Below are 17,203 nucleotides of genomic sequence, written 5' to 3'. Positions count from 1 at the left end.
TTTTTTTGTTTTAATTTTCTTCAGAATGGTAAACTTAATTAAAACATTATGTATCGGAGGGATGTTTGCCTGAGAAAAGCACTCCGTTTCCTTTTAGGGTTTTTTCTTTTTTTTATCACGTTCGGTTTGTACTTTACCAATCGGCTTATGTATATGAGAACAAAGGATCCACTTTTCGTTGTTGATCGTGAACAGACAGCAGGTCGTTACAACCCTGATGATTTTGATCGGATTCCTAAACGTGAAGTACTAATTACCTCACCATTTGGATACCAATTAAAAGCCATTGTGCTCGAGCCACATCATACAAAGAAGTATGTGATTATCTGTCATGGTGTTACCGAAAATAAAATCAATTCCATTAAATACATGAATTTGTTTATCGAAAGAGGCTTTAACGCGGTTATTTATGACCATCGTCGCCACGGAGAATCCGGAGGAAAAACGACCAGCTACGGTCACTATGAAAAATTTGATTTAAAAGCGATTGTTGACTGGTTAAAAGCTGACCAAGGTCCACAGCTCCTTCTTGGTATTCATGGGGAATCAATGGGAGCAGCAACCATGTTATTGTATGCAGGAATGCTCGAGGATGGGGCTGATTTTTACATTGCTGATTGTCCTTTCTCTGACTTTAAGGAGCAGCTTGCTTATCGTTTAAAGCGAGAATTAAAGCTTCCTGGAAAGGTGTTTCTCCCTGTCGCAGATTTGTTCCTTCGAATGCGCGATCGCTACTCCTTACAAAGCATCGCTCCGATTACCGTTATTGACTCAATTAAAAAACCGATTCTTTTTATTCATAGCAAAAAGGATGATTTTATTCTTCCAACGATGACACAAGCCTTGTATGAAAAAAAGAAGGGACCCAAAAAATTATTTCTCGCTGAAAATGGGGTCCATGCCCAATCACTGAATGAAAACAGAGAGGACTACGAACAGGTGATTGATGAATTTCTCCATGACTTTGTGTTCTCTCCCCTATTAACTGAGTAAAAAAAAACAGCCGAGACTCTAGCGTCTCGGCTTTTCTTCCGCAATCACTTTCTTTTCTTTATCTAGTGCTCGGATGTAAGGGTATTTTTTCATTTCAAAAAAATATCTTTTCCCTTCTTTTTCAATGATATTTAGATTGGTGTATTGATTTCCCGTTTCCGACCCTTCTATAGAGACAATATCTGTACTTTCTACCTGTCCATATGTAAGCTGAAATCTACTCAGAATTTTTCCCTGACTACTATAATCATATATATCTCGGTAATAGACGGTTAGTGGGTTAGTTCCTTTATATTCCCAATGATTACCACCCTCATTCGTCCAGCCTTTCTCTTCATCTCCCTCCAGGTATGCGATGCTTATCGCATCAAAATCTTCTCCTTCATGCTCTTGAGCTGTTGTATACATGATGATGGCACCATCCGTAAGCTTTTCTTCTACAATCGTTTCTTTTACTTCAAAAGGCACTGCCACTTCTATAGTTGCTGCCCGACATGATGTGAGTAGAATAGCAATACCAATTAGCAGTATTCCTCGCCAATTTCGCATATCATCCCCCCACTATCAGTGAATGTAAAAAACATCCAAAAAATGCTAATTTTCTATAAAAAGAAAAACAGATCTACTTTTTTAGTTGATCTGCTCGTTGAATAGTTTTATTTTGTTTTATCGACAAAGGCCATTCTTGGGTTTAGGTATTGTCCTACACTTTTTAATTGGAATGTATTTGAGTCTTTAGAGAAATCAATTTTTAGTTCTTCATCAAGAAATACTGCCTTTGATTTTTCGATATACACCGTTTGCTCGTTCGTTTCAATGGCTGTATCATCATCCTCATCCAGCTCATTCACTAACCATAGAGTTGGTACGCCACTTACTACACACCCACAGCCTTCTATATCGTACTTTAGCTTCAAAAAGCCTTGCTTTCCATTTATTTTCTCGCTAATTTTTTTTGCTGCTATTTCTGTTATCGTAATATTCATTGTCTGTTCCTCCAGCTTTTCATCATGTTTCCTATGTCACTTCATATAATCATTGTAACATAGCGTTTTTTTATTGCCCTATGATTTGCTTTTCAGCAATGAATTCTTTACGAGATTATTACATTTTTTTGGTAGGAGTGGTCAGTTTGTCGAAGGTTCAGATTAAAGTAATGGACAACGGTTCTTTACGTGTCACTGGTGAGGTTGAATTGATTGATATGGACGGAAATATATTTGAAACGAAACCCACGTTTTCTTTATGCCGTTGTGGTCTCTCATCCAAACGTCCCTTTTGCGATGGAGCGCATAAAGGAAAGTTTCAGGCCCGTGATCGCGCAGTAAAAACTCCTGAATAATCTTCAAGCAGCGGTTTCCTTTCGGAGACTGCTCTTACTCTTTCATTTTCATTTGTACATCTACAATGCTCGAAAGCGGGACTCGGTGAACCTCCCCAAAATGATCAACAATATGAAGCCTTTGCTGAAGCTCATCCCAATAATGGATTTGTCCGATAATCAATTCGTGCTTCCGGTAACGATAATGAGTGACCATCACCGCTTGATGCTCCTCCATCGCCGCTAATAACAAATGGTTCATCTCCTCCAGCTTTTGTTCATCCATCTCCTTTTCTTTCTCGTAAGAATCCGCTTCCGCCCAATCGCGCAATAGCTTAACATGCTCAGGAAGCATCATTGATGTCCACTTGATTCTTCCTCTATCTCGAATCATCCTTGTTCCTCCTTACCTCTTATGACCGCCAACTAGTTTCGCACGATGCTTCGCCGTTCCCGCTGCTGTATACGATACCGCACGTAATAGAGCACCATGTCCATACCGATTGCAGATACGGTCCACAACATAGCCGAGCTCTCGTTCCTTCCAGCCATTCGGTTCAAAAATATTTAACTGATAGTCTGTATCATCACAAATATTGCTAAGGGCGATGGAGATTTTCCGTACCGTTTTTCCTTCGTAGTGCTCCGCAAATAGACGTAGACAAACGTCATACAGCTCCATCGTCACGTTTGTCGGTATCTCAATTGACCGCGAACGGTAAAAGCCTCCACCGAACTCGTCCTGACTATAACCAATCCCGAAGCTAATCGTTCGACCTGCCTTCTTATGGGTTCGTGCTCTTCTCGCGACCTCTTCACACATTTCTAGAATGACGCGTTTGATTTCTACTTCCTCTTTATAATCACGAAGCAAAATTTGACTCTTTCCAAAACTAATTTGTCCCTCCATAATCGGTGCTCCAATTTCGGATAAATCCACTCCCCATGCATGGTGGTACAGTTGATTTCCCATAATCCCAAACTTTTTCTCAAGCTTTTTCAAATCAAAGCGAGCAAGCTGACCGACCGTAAAAATTCCCATTCCATTTAATGTTTTCTCTACCCTTCTTCCGATTCCCCACATCTCACGTAAAGGAGAAACATTCCAAAGCTTTGTTTTTACATCCTCGTACGTCCATTCAGCAATTCCCTTCTTTTTTGCTTCCAAATCAAGACAAAGCTTTGATAATAGCATGTTCGGACCAATTCCAATCGCACAGGGCAGCTGAAATTCTCGCTCAATATCATCACGAATCTTCTGTGCAACCGTCCATGCATCTCCCCATAAATGAAGGGCTCCATCAATTTTTAGAAAGCTCTCATCGACGCTATACGTATGAATAGCCTCTTTTGGAACGTAACGATGAAACACCTTCGTAATTTCAGTGGAAATACGTAAATAAGTAGCCATTTTCGGCTCAACTACTTGAATTTTCGGATCGTCTGGAATTTCAAACTTCCTTGATCCGGTTTTAATCCCAAATTCCTTCTTTAACTTCGGTGATGCAGCTAATACAATACTTCCCTCTCGCTCTTTATCTCCAATCACTGCCAAATAACACTCAAGTGGATCTAACCCTTCAATAACAGCTGAACAGCTAGCATAAAAACTCTTCATGTCCACACATAAAATGGTTTGATGGGGCAACTCACTGTAATTAATCATCGTGTTCTCTCTCTCCCAAACATCAAATAGGAACATTCGTTCTCTTTTTAGTATATTCTTATATTAAGCGAATATACGTTCGGTTTCAATGGTAATTTTATTCTGTGTTTCCTTTTGTGAATATTGATAAGTTATAATGGCTAAAGAAGAGGTGTAAGGGAATGGAGAAGAAACTCATTTATAAAATGATTAGGCAATGCTTTCAGCAGTACGAGCATGAGGTGAGTGAAGAGGACTGTGAGAAATTATACGAACGGATAGTAGAAGAACAAGCACAAGAGGATCAGGTTCCTTTATTTGAATTAATCAACGATGCTGTTTATGAATATTTGACCAATTAAAAAAATCACCCACAAGGTGATTTTTATTTTTTATCGAAAAAGCCACCAACAAAGCGTTCAGCTAACCCTGGGATGAGATTGTAGATGGTACTCCCCATATTCATCCAGCCTGGAAGGTTAAGCTCACGCTTAGGGTTGAGCATTAATTGAATGATTTTTTCGGCAACATAATCCGATTTCAGCATGAATCGATTCACGTTTTTTACGTAGTTTCCTGATTTATCAGCAATTGAAAAGAAATTGGTTTCAATCGGACCAGGGTTTACCGCAGATACACGTATATTTGATTTTGCAAGCTCTAGTCGTAAGCTATTCGTAAATCCTAACACTGCATGCTTCGTAGCCGAATATCCACTGGACTTAGGAGTCGCAAGCTTGCCGGCCTGTGAGGCAATATTAATGATATGACCTGAATTTTGAGCCATCATCACAGGAAGAACCTCTTTCGTACAAGCCATTAAACCGAGTACGTTCACTTGAAACATTTTTTCAATATCAGCAAAATCGGCCTCATGGAAGGAATCAAACACGCCAAACCCAGCATTGTTTATGAGGATATCGATATGACCAACCTCTTGTTTAATTTGTGAAAACACCTGTTGAACCTGATTGATATCACCAACATCCAACTGAAAAAACAAGGCATTCGCACCCGTTTTTTGGTTAATTTCCTCACCGATTGTTCGCAGCTTGTCAATAGAGCGAGCTACAAGAATGGGCCGTGCTCCACGCTCAGCCGCCATAAGAGCCACCTTTTCTCCAATCCCAGAAGATGCTCCAGTGATAATAATATTTTTCCCTTTTAATTGTTCCAATACAATCACCATCTTATCTATGTAGCATTTGTCGAGCTACATATAACTTACCATAAACCCTTTGAAAAAAGCTAAAATTTATCCATACGTATTTACAACCTCGATTAGTCTTCTCATCCCCGCTCTTAGTTCTACTTCATTTGCATAGGAATAGCTTAAACGAAGAGAGGAGGAAAATCGTTCTTGTAACGGATCAAAAATCAAGCCAGGAACAAAAGAGACCGATTGTCCTATTGCTCTTTGTAAAAGTGGCTCTGTCGACAAATCCATCGGAAGCTGAATCCATAAATTAAGTCCCCCATTTGGGCTCACCCAACTCCAATTCGTGTCTTTAAGCTCATCCTCCATAATCTCCTTGCGAATTTGAAGAGCGATGCGGAGCTTTTCTAGATGCTGCTGCAGTCTTGGCGAAGAAAAATAGTGAAGGAAGATCTTCTGATTGAGAAGTGGTGAGCCATTATCGGCAAGCGCTTTAGCCGTAAATAAACCTTCCTTAAGATTAGGCGGGAAAACGACAGCTGCGACGCGTAACCCAGGGGATACATACTTGCAAAAGCTTCTGACATAAAGAACCACTCCTGCTGTATCAAACGTATACAACGGTGGTGGTGGAGCCTTTTCAAAATAGATATCATGGTAGGCATCATCCTCAACAATAAGACAATGATATTGTTCGGCTAACTCTACTAATTTCTTTCGTTGTGCTGTTGGAACCGTATACCCCGTTGGATTATGAAAAGTGGGATTCACATAAAAAAGTCTTGGTTTGTATGTTTTCATGAGCATTTCAACCTGCTCTAAATCGTATCCGTCTGGGTGGATATCAACAGCAAGCATGTGTGCATGTTGACTTTTAAAAATATCAATAGCCGCACTATAGCTAGGACGCTCAATTAAGATGGTATCCCTAGGACTGAGGAATAACTGCGAAATTAAATGAATCGCTTGCTGAGAACCCGAAGTGATGAGAATATCTTCATGGGATAAGTGAGTTTTATAACGCTTTGTAAAATAATCAGCTAATACCTCACGTAGTTCTATATCACCTTGTACGGTAGAATATGTTGACAATACCTTAGGGTATAAATCAAACACCTTTTTTACATAGTCCGATAGATAATGATTGGGAAGCAAATTAGGGTCAATCAAGGCTTTCGAAAACTGATATTGAACACTTTGCTCATGAATATCTGAGAGGGTATACCTTTTCTTATTAGCCTGTATATGCTCGTCAGCATGGGTGGAATGGGAGTTACCCAAAACATAGTAGCCTGACTTGTCTTTTACCAATACCTTTCCTTGTTGCTTAAGCATTTGGTAGGCTTTAAATACAGTCAACCGATGAACATTCAGTTCCAATGATAATTCTCGAATCGATGGTAGCTTTTCCCCAGCTGTCCATTCCGAGCGCTCCATACGTTGTAAGATAGACTCATAAATTTCTTCAAAAAGGTATTTTCGTTGACCCTGCTTATTCATTTTCTAACCTCCCTCTATGACGTTGATTGTACCATGACTTCCGCTTAACTGTTCTACTGATCAACAACTGTTCTATTCCTCAAGCTGTAAGATTAGGGGCAAGGAGGAATGGAAATGATTATTTTGTTTTATGTGCTCATGTGTGTTATTTTTGGCACTACGTTTTTAGCGATTAAAATAGGGGTAGATGCAGGCATTCCGCCGTTTTTTGGGGCCGGACTTCGCTTTTTTAGTGCTGGGTTTATATTATTTTTATTTATGATGTGGAAGGAAAAGGTTTCTTTAAAAATCCTTCTAAAGAAGGAGCTCTTTTTTACGGGAATGGGATTAACCTTTGGTACATTTGCGACCCTTTATTGGGCCGAGCAGTATGTTTCTTCAGGATTGGCAGCCGTTTTATCAGCAACAGGACCAATGATGATTTTAATCCTATCTACGGTTTTCCTGAAGCAGAAAACAACATACTCTTCTATGATTGGATGCCTGGTTGGAATGGTCGGTGTCATCGTGTTAATTTTACCGAGCCTGTCGCTGAAAATGAACTCCTTATGGATCATAGGATGTTTAGTAATCATTTTAGGAGAAGTATTTTATGCGTCAGGAACGCTTTATACGAGGCATGTGAAGGACAAAATATTAGCTTCGCCACTCGTGTTAAATGCGGTCCAAATGATGCATGGAGGATTGCTACTGTTCCTTTTATCCTTCCTAACGGAAAAGGTTGAGCTATCCTCACTCACACACTCGGCTTCCATCGTTTCCCTTCTGTATTTAACCGTGATTGGGTCTATGGTGGGACATAGTTTATACTACTGGCTGGTAACAAAAACCAACCCTGTTTTCCCCTCTACATGGCTGTACATTTCACCGCTCATAGCCGTAGGAGTGGGAATTACCTTCTATCAGGAAGAAATAACCTGGTACACCGGGATAGGCACCTTAACGATTTTGTTAGGAACCATCTTAGTCAACTATCCTGCGCTACACTCACTAGCAGTAAAAAAAATGATCTCACAAAAAGGATAAAAAGAGGCTCCACGCTGTTTGTTTAAGCATGGAGCCCGAACTTATGTAGTAGCTTTATACATAAAAGTTCCGTTAACCTTTGTCGCCTTGATTTTCCCTAAATCCCCCAAATAATCAATTTGTGCAATGGATTCAGATAGGGTCAAGCCTAATTGTTTCTTATAAACCGCAGGAAATAACCGTTGGCAAATATCGAATAAAGTCATCGATTCATGCGTAAGCCATTCATATACTTGCTCGGCTCTCTCGACTTGATGGGTAAGTCTTTTTTCCACAAGTCCTGCAACATCCGTCACCTCTTCCCCGTGACCAGTATATAAAAGACAGATAGGTAACGTCAAAAGCTTCTGTAAAGATTGATTCACTTGTAACTGAGGCTTCGGGCGATTGGTCTCCCCGGGAAGCGGAGGCTCTAGCAAAGGATTAGCAGAGATATGTGCAAGTAATAGGTCTCCACCAATGAACACTCCATCTTTTTGACGAAACAGTCCAATTTGACTTTGTGCATGTCCTGGAGTTTCAATGACCGTCCACTCAGATAACCCTAGCGGAACCTGCCCCTCTGAAAGTATACCTGTAAGAGAACGATGACAGGAAAACAAAAGCATATTCTTCATTCCAGCGATAAAAGGACCATAATACTTGTCTGGAACTCCGCATTCAATAAACATCTCTTTATAAAAAGATTCGTATTCGTTATAAAAGCGGTCCGTTCGATTCAGCCAGCGTTCATTGTATGCATGTCCATACACATCTAACTCTAATGGAAAACGGTCAAGTAAACCGGCATGGTCCGGATGATCATGGGTTAGGATGACCTGCTCAATATCTGCTAGCTTAATGCCAAGAGTAGCAAGTTGATCTTGAAGCATTTGAAAGCTTTCTTCTGTATTAGGACCCACATCAATTAAAGTTAACCTTTCCCCCATCACGACGTACACATTCACATCACCCACTGGAAAGGGTGTAGGTAAAACAATCTTTGCAATTCCATCACGCCATTCTGTCATATTCAAACCCCTTGATTATAATTGTTATATAACAATAGTACATATGTATATTTTACCCAATGTTATTAAGAATGTCATTATTTTCATATATCGTTTTTTGAAAATTGCAAATAGTCAAGCTGCATTCCCTCTTGACAGAAGGGCTTGTTATCTTGCATAATCACTAGTAAATCATTTAGAGCGTTAAAGTGGCAATGAATAAGACCAGTACGTGGCAAAAGACGAAAGAGAGTAAAGCTCACCGGCTGAGAGGTTTTACCGTCCCTTACCCACCGAACCTACCTTATGAGCTGTTAGGCAAACCTAACCGTGTTCTCCGGCGTTAACGGATTTGAGTTTCATTTATGCGAGGTGCGCAAAAATGAAAATGAAGGTGGTACCACGGAAGCTAAGATCTTTCGTCCTTGTTAGGATGAAGGGTCTTTTTGTTTTTGTAAATGGATTTTAGGAGGAAGAAACGTGGAGAAAATAGCGATTATCGGAGCAGGATCAATGTCAGAAGCATTAGTAGCGGGGATTGTGGAAAATCAATTAATCAACCCAGAAAAAATATGGGTGACCAATCGCAGCAATGCAGATCGACTGGCAACACTTCACGATCAATACGGCATAAGCTCCACGTATGATCATCGTGAACTATTGGAAGGAGCAGACATGGTTCTACTTGCGATGAAGCCAAAGGATGCTGCAACCTCCATTGAACAAGTGCGGCATTTATTAAAGTCTAATATGTTGATTGTCTCTGTTTTAGCAGGTGTCTCAATGGGTTCGATTGAATTACTCTCACAAAAACAGTTGGCAATCGTTCGCGCGATGCCTAATACATCGGCAACAGTAGGCCTATCTGCCACAGCGATTGCGGTCAATGACAAAGTAGATGAGGATCAAAAAAGAAATGTGCAAATGCTTTTTGACACAGTGGGGATGACAGCTTTTGTAGAGGAACACCAGTTAGATGCGGTTACAGGCTTATCCGGTAGTGGTCCTGCCTATATCTATTATTTGATCGAAGCGATGGAAAAAAGCGCCGTCGAGATAGGATTAGAGCGAGAAATGGCACAACAATTGATTGTTCAAACCTTAATAGGGGCAGCGCATATGGTAGCCAAAACAACAAAAACACCACAGGAACTTCGCCATGCGGTAACAAGTCCTGGTGGAACAACGGAAGCAGGCTTAAAAATTCTTGCTGCTCACGGCGTTCAAGAAGCGTTTGTGGAATGTATTAAAGAGGCGACGGCTCAGTCAAAACGGTTAGGGAAAAATATCGCGGAGCAGATGGAGAGCGTACAGAGGACTTCCTAAAGACTCCCGAGATCATTTTAGACAAAAACCTTCTCCATTTTGGATGAAGGTTCCTTTTTATGCTCATAAGCTTGTGAAATTAGGCTAGCTTCCTTTTGTAATGTTTTACCAATGCGTGTATAGACAATTGGGAAGAGAGAAAACTAACTTTTGTAAGTTATTAGTAAAGGTGGGAGCTTTATGGGAGTAAATGTCCTGTGGGTTACATTAGCGTTCTGTGTTGGCTTGATTATCCTAAATGTACTTAATACTGTTCTAGTGGAACGGATGAATAGTGATGTGGCTTTTGCTATATCTGGGATCGTACTCCTTGTTAGTGGCGTGGCATATCTTGTTACTTGCGGGATCATGCTAGAAGCGTTATAGGGAACAATTGCTCTTAGTTGGAGTTCTGAATTTGCGGAACTCCTTTTTAATTATATAAATTAGGGGATGCCTTTAGAGAGTCAACATTTGTTCTTTCTTAGAGAACGAGTATAATTAAAACTGTAATATAAACCTACTTACAAATAAATAAAAGGGTGTTTAGATGTCCTTATTTCTAATCGTTTCATCTTTATTAGCGATCAGCATTGTGGTTTGGCTACTGATTTTTATTGATGCTAAGATTGGACTTCCGAGAATCGATCGTCTCGAAAACGAACCTGCATCCCAAGACGGTCCTTTAGTGTCCATCATCGTTGCGGCACGAAATGAGGAAAAAAGAGTAAAAGAAAGCTTACAAAGTCAGTTTTCGCAGAGTTATGGTCATGTGGAATGGATTTTGGTGAACGACCGCTCCACCGACAACACTCCAGTCATAATGAATGAGATGCAATCTGCACACAAAAATGTAAGCGTAATACACATTACTACTCTTCCAACAGGATGGTTAGGAAAGAATCATGCGATGTATGTTGGTGCAAAGCAAGCGAGAGGACAGCTTTTCTTATTCACAGATGCAGACGTGATATTTCACAAAGATGCAATCGCAAAAGCCGTTTATTATACTATGAAACATGAACTAGACCACTTAACGGCAGCTCCTAATTTACGTGGGAAGCGCTTATGGTTAAATAGCTTTATTGCCTTTTTTATGTTTGGTTTCTCCTACTTTAAACGTCCTTGGCTTGCGAATCATCCTCGTTCTAAGGTGGGGATAGGAATTGGAGCATTTAATCTAGTGAGGAAAGACGCCTATGAGAAGTTAGGAACACATGAAGTGATAAAAATGCGTCCGGACGATGATTTAATGCTAGGAAAAAAAATGAAGGAAATGGGATTTAGACATCGGATTGTAACAGCTTTGACACTTCTTGAAGTTGAATGGTACTCGACTTTAAAGGAAGCTCTTATTGGCTTAGAGAAAAATACATTTGCGGGACTGCATTACCGAATTAGCATGGTGATGTTTGCGATTTTCGGAGTTTTTGTATCACAGGTACTCCCCTTTTTCACTCTATTTTCCTTTGAACCTATTTTAATCTATTTAAGTATCGGTAATATTTTTTTACTCGCATTGATTTACTCCATGATTATTAAAAGAATGACAACATATTCGCCATGGATGTTTCTCTTCTTTCCTTTTACAGCTATATTGTTTATTTACTCAATCATACGGGCCAGCTTCTTAACCTTTAAAAGAGGGGGCATCATTTGGAGAGGGACGAAATATCGCTTAAAAGATTTACGCAGCGATAATAGGTAAATAGATAAAAATAAATCGGGACCATATCGGTACCGATTTATTTGTGTACAGAAATAGATATTTCTTTAAAATCATCGGCGATATCTGTAGCTGGAAACACTTCTCTTGCTTCCTCTACATGTAATTGCGAAGCTCTTTTGTCATATCTAGAGCTGATATGTGTAAGACATAGCTGTTTCACTCCAGCGTCTCGTGCGACCTTTGCTGCTTGTGTTGTTGTTGAATGAAAATAATCATACGCAAGCTGTTCCTCACCCCTAGAAAACGTGGCCTCATGGATGAGAAGGTCAGCATTTGAAGCTAATGTATAGGCGTTGTCACATAGTCTTGTATCACCTAAAACAGTCACGATTCTCCCCTTTATATCCTCGCCACGAAACTTGGAAGAATCAATGATGGTTCCATCTTCTAAAACGACGTTTTCCCCAGCCTTTATTTTTTTGTATAAAGGTCCAGGTGGAATATTTGCTTCCTGAAGCTTTTCTACTAATAAAGAACCTGGGCGATCCTTCTCCACGACTCGATAGCCATATGATGGAATTCCATGCTCCAATTTACGTGCTTCAACCTTGAACTGCTCATCTTCAAAAACAATCCCCTCTTCAATCTCTACAATCTTTAGAGGATACTTTAAATACGTTCCGCTTACTTGCAAGGAAACATCGATATAATCTTTTATCCCCTTAGGGCCATATACCGTAACGAGTGACTCTCCTCCTTGGAAGGATCTACTGGACAATAAACCAGGTAAACCATATATGTGATCGCCATGAAGATGAGTAATAAATATCTTTTCAATGCGGCGTGGCTTAATAGAGGTGTGTAAAATTTGATGCTGAGTGGCTTCACCGCAATCAAACATCCAAATTGTCCCTCTCTCATCCAACAGCTTCAGTACAAGAGAGCTTACGTTCCTAAGTTTTGCCGGAACCCCTGCCCCCGTACCAAGAAATAAAACATCCATATGATACGCTCCTTTATGTAAAAAAACCGACGTCATCAAAGACATCGGATTACGTCCATTTCTTACTATCACTATACCATATCTGTAACGAGATTCTTACTATATATGCAGATCTCTCTTTTCATAAGCGATAAAGGTATAGAGTGTCATAGCGACAACTAATAGGACGCTAACTATTATATATATTGCATCATACCCGGTGCCGCCAATGATGTCCTTTGCCTCATAATATTTGAAAGGGGTGAAGACAGAAAGAATCTCGAGATTTTCGTTAAGATCAATAGCCATTGATAGAAAAAATGTAACTAATAATACAGCTGTAGATATGCTTGTAGCTCTTTTAGATTGCTTAATGCTAGCTGCAATCGATGTCCCTAGGCATAAAAATAGAAGCTGCAGGATAAACATCCCACCCATCAATTTAGCAATCTCTATTAGATATGACTCATCTGTCTTATTATAATAATCCACCATCAAGTGAGAAATCAAAAAGGTGACAAGATTTAGAAAAATAATAGCTACCAAGGATGCCATCCATTTTGAAAAGATCACCTGTTTTCTAGAGATTGGTTTTACTAATAAAAATTCTGCTGTTTTATCTCTTTCCTCTTTTGAGATAATGTTCGCACCTAACATCACAGCATGAATCGTGGTCATAACAATCAAATATAAAAACAAAATACCATAATAACCGCTTACAGTCGTTAAATCCAACGAACCTGTTCCCATAATGGCCTGCATGGCCTTTGGCATACTAGCCATGAGGTCATTAATAGACTGACCGGAAGATTCTGTTGCTCCGTACTTACTCATTCCCCCAGCTACCATAGCAAGAATTCCTAGACACCAAATAACGAGTGACTTTTTTAGTGCTTTTAACTCTCTAATAAATACATTCACCTTAACCCCTCCTTCCTTACACGGAATTCATATCCTTTTTAGTATAGATGAAAAAGCTGGCAATAAGAGCTGAGATGATCCATACCAAACCGACTATCAAATACGACCATTCATACTGACTGTTTTTAATAATATACATCGAGTCAAAATACTTGAATGGAGTGATATATCGAACGGAAGCTTCACCTACTGTAGAACCAAACATTCCAATAAAAAAGAAAGCAAAGACGACACCTAGTGATAAAGAAAGAACCGATTTCAACTTTGGCAATAACATGGATGCAATCACCCCAATGGCTAAAAACATAACCTGAACAAAAAAGAGCGTAAATGAAAGAAGAAAAAATGCTTGTTCATTAAAATTCTCCGTCCTTACGTATAAAGCAATAAAATAAGCAAAGAGAATGAAGGATAGGCTAGTAATCACAATAGACACAAATGCCGCAGAGAGCTTTGACACAATGATCGTTGTCCTTGAAACAGGCTTGGTAAGAAGAAAATCAACTGTCTTTTCACGTACCTCCTTGGATAGGATTGAAGCACCTATCATCATCGCCTGTATCGCACCGCATAACGCAATATACATAAAAACATACGAGTAAAAACCAAGGATGCTAGTAAAGCTACCAATTTCAATCCCAACCGCTTTACGCAAGGATTCCGGGAGAGTTTTTAACAGCTCGTTCACTTGTTCCGCATCTTTCGCAAAGGAAGGAAAAAGTGACATAAAAAAGAGCACAAGGGCAATAAGGGAAACTGTCCAGACTATCGTCGACTTTCGATAAGCTCTTACTTCATGAAGAAAGATATTCACCTTCTACTCCTCCTTTTCGTAGTAGTGCATGAAAATCTCTTCAAGGGTTGGTTCTTCTACCCACAAATTCTTAAGTGGTATTTCTGCTATTTTGCTTATAATTGCATTGATGTTTCCTTTGTAAATAAAGGACACCGTCTTTTCTTTCACCTTAATATCTGTGACACCGTCTAGCTGGAAAACTTCAGTAGTTACTTGATTAACAACTTCTAGTCTAAATTTCTTATAACTATTCTCTGTTAACGCGCTCATCGTCTCGACTTTCACGATTTCCCCTTCTTTAATAATGGCCACACGATCACAAAGCTTTTGAACCTCACTCAAAATATGAGAGGAGAAGAGAATAGTTGCTCCCTTTTTATTTTCTTCTCTTAATAATTCGAAAAATTTCTGTTGCATTAATGGATCTAAGCCACTTGTCGGCTCATCAAGAATAATGAGCTTCGGTTCGTGTAATAATCCTTGAACGATTCCAACCTTCTTTTTATTGCCAAGCGAAAGATCGTCAATCTTCTTAGAGGCATCTAGATTTAATGCTTCAGCAAGTTCACGTATTCTCTTTGTACAATCCTTTTTATAAAAGCTTGCAGAATACTTAAGCAAGTCAATAACCTTCATATTGTCATAATAAAAAACCTCTGATGGAAGATAACCAATCTCCTTTTTTATTTCAGGAGCATATTTTATACAATCCTTCCCAAAAATCGTAGCACTTCCACTTGTTGGATAAATAAGTGCAAGCAGTGTTCGAATGGTCGTCGATTTTCCAGCTCCATTTGGTCCAATGAATCCAAAAATCTCCCCTTCTTTCACAGAGAAACTGACATTGGAGATTCCTCTTGCTTTTCCATACATTTTCGTTAATTGATTGCTTTCAATCACATTCATAAAGAAAGCCTCCTTTTTAGACAGTTGTTCTATCTAACAACATCATACTACATGAAAAAAAAGGCAACAATCATTTTATGAAATATTTTTATAAAATTATTTCATAAATTAAATAAATAACGCTTTCATTTTCATTAAGGATAGTTCAAGCGATTTGGTTAAAAATAAATACGTAATTTTGTGAAGAATTATTTGCTTATTTCGTTAGAAACCGATAAAATTCTGTACTTGTATAGGTCAATTTTTTTTTATAAAAATACATATATAACATGGAAATACCCTGGAAGAGAGGTTCTTAACGTGACACAAAACGAGAAACCGACTGCATTAATCATGATATTTGGAGCAACTGGTGATTTAGCAAATAGAAAACTGTATCCATCGCTCTATAAATTGTTTGAAAAAGGAAAGCTTTCAGACAAATTTGCTGTAATCGGAGTTGCCAGAAGACCATTAACAAATGAAGAATTCCAAGAGAACATTAAAAAATCGGTAAAGTCTTCTATTCAAAAAGAAAATCGAATTGATGAATTTGCGTCGCATTTTTACTATCATTCACACGATGTAACTGATTCAAATTCATACGCAGTGCTTAATAACCTAGCAAATCAACTTGACTCAAATTATGGTTTACAAGGCAATCGCATCTTTTATCTAGCGATGGCACCTGAGTTCTTTGGAACCATTGCACTACATTTAAAAGAAGATGGTTTGACCAATGTGAGTGGGTTTAAACGCTTAGTCATTGAAAAACCATTTGGTCATGATCTTCAATCAGCACAAGAGCTAAATAATCAAATCAGAACTGCCTTCTCTGAAGATGAAGTGTACAGAATTGACCATTACCTAGGAAAAGAAATGGTTCAAAATATAGAAGTTATTCGATTCGCGAATGCGATTTTCGAACCGCTTTGGAACAACCGTTATATTTCGAATATTCAAGTAACTTCTAGTGAGGTTCTAGGAGTTGAAGAGCGCGGACGCTACTATGAGAAAAGCGGCGCGTTAAGAGATATGGTTCAAAACCATATGCTCCAAATGGTCGCATTACTTGCAATGGAGCCCCCAATTAAGCTAACAACAGAAGAAATTCGTTCTGAAAAGGTGAGAGTCCTTCGTGCTCTTCGTCCAATTGAAGGTGAAGAAATAAAAGAATACTTTGTTCGCGGTCAATACGACAAAGGAACGGTAGAAGGTACAGAAGTTTTAGGATACCGTGAAGAGCAAATGGTTAACCCTGAATCTAACACGGAAACATATGTAGCCGGAAAACTAATGATTGATAATTTCCGCTGGGCAGGGGTTCCTATTTATATACGTACAGGAAAGAGAATGGATTCCAAATCTACAAAAATTGTTATCCAGTTTAAAGATATTCCTATGAACCTATATTATAGCCCTGAGGAAACATTGAATCCGAACCTACTTGTGATTCATATTCAACCAGAAGAAGGCATTACACTTCATCTAAATGCGAAAAAAGCAGGTCAGAACATTGCAGCAACTCCTGTTAAGTTAAACTATGCAAATCGCGGAATCGATGGATTAAATACACCAGAGGCATACGAGAAGCTTCTATTTGATTGCATGCGCGGTGATGCAACCAACTTCACACATTGGGATGAAGTTGCTCTATCTTGGAGCTTTGTTGATAAGATTTCTGATGTTTGGGAAAATCAAAAGGCCGAGAACTACCCTAACTACAACGCAGGTACTGTGGGCCCTCGTGAAGCGGATGAGCTTCTTGAGAAAGATGGATTCCATTGGTGGCCAATCTCTAATTTTGACGTTGATAAATGCTAAAAAATAGCTCCTGTCCATTTAGGTAATGGGTTCTATTTTCTGGTATATTTCTTAATTAAAATACACCAGAAAAGACGTATGAATTGGCATACGTCTTTTCTTTATTTATTAAGCTGCTGATTCCCACATCTAGGTTCAAGTGGGTCCGCACTTATCAGTTGTGGATCAGGTTAAGCACTCGAGCTGATAAA

The 17,203-nt window shown here is 39.1% G+C and carries 19 protein-coding genes; 8 read left to right on the top strand and 11 right to left on the bottom strand.

What is annotated here, in order from left to right:
* Positions 1-69: 69 nt before the first annotated feature.
* Positions 70-993, top strand: a complete 924-nt coding sequence (locus ACQ5H4_RS00095; protein WP_430773531.1) for an alpha/beta hydrolase — start codon at positions 70-72, stop codon at positions 991-993.
* Positions 994-1,011: 18 nt separating this feature from the next.
* Here the strand turns inward: ACQ5H4_RS00095 and ACQ5H4_RS00090 are convergent, their stop codons facing one another.
* A complete protein-coding gene (locus ACQ5H4_RS00090) occupies positions 1,012-1,542 on the bottom strand; it encodes a hypothetical protein (RefSeq protein WP_430772922.1) in 531 nt (176 codons plus the stop codon).
* Positions 1,543-1,649: 107 nt separating this feature from the next.
* The gene (locus tag ACQ5H4_RS00085; protein ID WP_430772921.1) at positions 1,650-1,979 is read right to left on the bottom strand and encodes an iron-sulfur cluster biosynthesis family protein; all 330 of its coding nucleotides are present in this window, start codon (positions 1,977-1,979) and stop codon (positions 1,650-1,652) included.
* 146 nt (positions 1,980-2,125) lie between these two features.
* On the opposite strand from ACQ5H4_RS00085, the gene ACQ5H4_RS00080 reads away from it, so the two are divergent.
* The gene (locus ACQ5H4_RS00080; RefSeq protein WP_430772920.1) at positions 2,126-2,335 is read left to right on the top strand and encodes a CDGSH iron-sulfur domain-containing protein; all 210 of its coding nucleotides are present in this window, start codon (positions 2,126-2,128) and stop codon (positions 2,333-2,335) included.
* A gap of 34 nt (positions 2,336-2,369) precedes the next feature.
* Here ACQ5H4_RS00080 and ACQ5H4_RS00075 read toward each other — a convergent pair whose 3' ends face one another.
* Positions 2,370-2,708, bottom strand: a complete 339-nt coding sequence (locus ACQ5H4_RS00075; RefSeq protein ID WP_430772918.1) for a YolD-like family protein — start codon at positions 2,706-2,708, stop codon at positions 2,370-2,372.
* A gap of 12 nt (positions 2,709-2,720) precedes the next feature.
* Positions 2,721-3,980: a Y-family DNA polymerase gene (locus ACQ5H4_RS00070; protein WP_430772917.1), complete on the bottom strand. Its 1,260-nt coding sequence runs from the start codon at positions 3,978-3,980 to the stop codon at positions 2,721-2,723.
* Between the two features lie 161 nt (positions 3,981-4,141).
* Here ACQ5H4_RS00070 and ACQ5H4_RS00065 point away from each other — a divergent pair, with 161 nt between their 5' ends.
* The gene (locus tag ACQ5H4_RS00065) at positions 4,142-4,321 is read left to right on the top strand and encodes a YqzH family protein (RefSeq protein ID WP_430772916.1); all 180 of its coding nucleotides are present in this window, start codon (positions 4,142-4,144) and stop codon (positions 4,319-4,321) included.
* 23 nt (positions 4,322-4,344) lie between these two features.
* On the opposite strand, the gene ACQ5H4_RS00060 is transcribed toward ACQ5H4_RS00065, so the two are convergent.
* The gene (locus ACQ5H4_RS00060; RefSeq protein WP_430772915.1) at positions 4,345-5,148 is read right to left on the bottom strand and encodes an SDR family NAD(P)-dependent oxidoreductase; all 804 of its coding nucleotides are present in this window, start codon (positions 5,146-5,148) and stop codon (positions 4,345-4,347) included.
* A gap of 66 nt (positions 5,149-5,214) precedes the next feature.
* Positions 5,215-6,615, bottom strand: a complete 1,401-nt coding sequence (locus ACQ5H4_RS00055; RefSeq protein ID WP_430772914.1) for an aminotransferase-like domain-containing protein — start codon at positions 6,613-6,615, stop codon at positions 5,215-5,217.
* Between the two features lie 114 nt (positions 6,616-6,729).
* On the opposite strand from ACQ5H4_RS00055, the gene ACQ5H4_RS00050 reads away from it, so the two are divergent.
* A complete protein-coding gene (locus tag ACQ5H4_RS00050; protein ID WP_430772913.1) occupies positions 6,730-7,641 on the top strand; it encodes a DMT family transporter in 912 nt (303 codons plus the stop codon).
* A 41-nt stretch (positions 7,642-7,682) separates the two neighbouring features.
* Here the strand turns inward: ACQ5H4_RS00050 and ACQ5H4_RS00045 are convergent, their stop codons facing one another.
* On the bottom strand, positions 7,683-8,651 hold the full coding sequence (locus ACQ5H4_RS00045) for an MBL fold metallo-hydrolase (RefSeq protein WP_430772912.1): 969 nt from the start codon (positions 8,649-8,651) through the stop codon (positions 7,683-7,685).
* Between the two features lie 459 nt (positions 8,652-9,110).
* Between ACQ5H4_RS00045 and proC the strand changes: the two genes are divergently transcribed.
* The 3 genes from proC to ACQ5H4_RS00030 all read left to right on the top strand — a co-directional run bounded on the left by proC (position 9,111) and on the right by ACQ5H4_RS00030 (position 11,643).
* Positions 9,111-9,956 (top strand): pyrroline-5-carboxylate reductase, encoded by an 846-nt coding sequence (proC, locus tag ACQ5H4_RS00040; protein ID WP_430772911.1) that lies wholly within the window; start codon positions 9,111-9,113, stop codon positions 9,954-9,956.
* 180 nt (positions 9,957-10,136) lie between these two features.
* The gene (locus ACQ5H4_RS00035) at positions 10,137-10,322 is read left to right on the top strand and encodes a hypothetical protein (RefSeq protein WP_430772910.1); all 186 of its coding nucleotides are present in this window, start codon (positions 10,137-10,139) and stop codon (positions 10,320-10,322) included.
* Positions 10,323-10,485: 163 nt separating this feature from the next.
* Entirely contained in the window at positions 10,486-11,643 is a 1,158-nt protein-coding gene (locus ACQ5H4_RS00030) for a glycosyltransferase family 2 protein (RefSeq protein ID WP_430772909.1), read from the top strand.
* Between the two features lie 37 nt (positions 11,644-11,680).
* Here the strand turns inward: ACQ5H4_RS00030 and rnz are convergent, their stop codons facing one another.
* The 4 genes from rnz to ACQ5H4_RS00010 form a co-directional block, all read right to left on the bottom strand.
* Positions 11,681-12,607, bottom strand: coding sequence for a ribonuclease Z (gene rnz / locus ACQ5H4_RS00025; RefSeq protein WP_430772908.1), 927 nt, complete (start codon positions 12,605-12,607; stop codon positions 11,681-11,683).
* A 99-nt stretch (positions 12,608-12,706) separates the two neighbouring features.
* Positions 12,707-13,507, bottom strand: a complete 801-nt coding sequence (locus ACQ5H4_RS00020; protein WP_430772907.1) for a DUF2705 family protein — start codon at positions 13,505-13,507, stop codon at positions 12,707-12,709.
* A gap of 16 nt (positions 13,508-13,523) precedes the next feature.
* A complete protein-coding gene (locus ACQ5H4_RS00015; RefSeq protein WP_430772906.1) occupies positions 13,524-14,321 on the bottom strand; it encodes an ABC transporter permease subunit in 798 nt (265 codons plus the stop codon).
* Positions 14,322-14,324: 3 nt separating this feature from the next.
* A complete protein-coding gene (locus tag ACQ5H4_RS00010) occupies positions 14,325-15,209 on the bottom strand; it encodes an ABC transporter ATP-binding protein (RefSeq protein WP_430772905.1) in 885 nt (294 codons plus the stop codon).
* A gap of 333 nt (positions 15,210-15,542) precedes the next feature.
* On the opposite strand from ACQ5H4_RS00010, the gene zwf reads away from it, so the two are divergent.
* On the top strand, positions 15,543-17,012 hold the full coding sequence (zwf, locus tag ACQ5H4_RS00005) for a glucose-6-phosphate dehydrogenase (RefSeq protein WP_430773530.1): 1,470 nt from the start codon (positions 15,543-15,545) through the stop codon (positions 17,010-17,012).
* Positions 17,013-17,203 lie beyond the last annotated feature (191 nt).

Source organism: Bacillus coreaensis, from assembly GCF_050586445.1.
Classification (GTDB): Bacteria; Bacillota; Bacilli; order Bacillales; family Cytobacillaceae; genus Robertmurraya_A; species Robertmurraya_A coreaensis.
The sequence above is the reverse complement of the archived record's forward strand: the minus strand, read 5'-3'. Positions and strand labels throughout refer to the sequence as shown.

What these genes read in the sequence shown, in the direction of transcription:
- zwf (WP_430773530.1), top strand. Translation starts at nt 15,543, where the DNA reads ATGATATTTGGAGCAACTGGTGATTTAGCAAATAGAAAACTGTATCCA.
- ACQ5H4_RS00090 (WP_430772922.1), bottom strand. Translation starts at nt 1,542, where the DNA reads ATGCGAAATTGGCGAGGAATACTGCTAATTGGTATTGCTATTCTACTC.
- ACQ5H4_RS00035 (WP_430772910.1), top strand. Translation starts at nt 10,137, where the DNA reads ATGGGAGTAAATGTCCTGTGGGTTACATTAGCGTTCTGTGTTGGCTTG.
- ACQ5H4_RS00050 (WP_430772913.1), top strand. Translation starts at nt 6,730, where the DNA reads ATGATTATTTTGTTTTATGTGCTCATGTGTGTTATTTTTGGCACTACG.
- ACQ5H4_RS00055 (WP_430772914.1), bottom strand. Translation starts at nt 6,615, where the DNA reads ATGAATAAGCAGGGTCAACGAAAATACCTTTTTGAAGAAATTTATGAG.
- ACQ5H4_RS00065 (WP_430772916.1), top strand. Translation starts at nt 4,142, where the DNA reads ATGGAGAAGAAACTCATTTATAAAATGATTAGGCAATGCTTTCAGCAG.
- ACQ5H4_RS00030 (WP_430772909.1), top strand. Translation starts at nt 10,486, where the DNA reads ATGTCCTTATTTCTAATCGTTTCATCTTTATTAGCGATCAGCATTGTG.
- ACQ5H4_RS00075 (WP_430772918.1), bottom strand. Translation starts at nt 2,708, where the DNA reads ATGATTCGAGATAGAGGAAGAATCAAGTGGACATCAATGATGCTTCCT.
- ACQ5H4_RS00060 (WP_430772915.1), bottom strand. Translation starts at nt 5,148, where the DNA reads ATGGTGATTGTATTGGAACAATTAAAAGGGAAAAATATTATTATCACT.
- ACQ5H4_RS00085 (WP_430772921.1), bottom strand. Translation starts at nt 1,979, where the DNA reads ATGAATATTACGATAACAGAAATAGCAGCAAAAAAAATTAGCGAGAAA.
- ACQ5H4_RS00070 (WP_430772917.1), bottom strand. Translation starts at nt 3,980, where the DNA reads ATGATTAATTACAGTGAGTTGCCCCATCAAACCATTTTATGTGTGGAC.
- ACQ5H4_RS00045 (WP_430772912.1), bottom strand. Translation starts at nt 8,651, where the DNA reads ATGACAGAATGGCGTGATGGAATTGCAAAGATTGTTTTACCTACACCC.
- rnz (WP_430772908.1), bottom strand. Translation starts at nt 12,607, where the DNA reads ATGGATGTTTTATTTCTTGGTACGGGGGCAGGGGTTCCGGCAAAACTT.
- ACQ5H4_RS00010 (WP_430772905.1), bottom strand. Translation starts at nt 15,209, where the DNA reads ATGAATGTGATTGAAAGCAATCAATTAACGAAAATGTATGGAAAAGCA.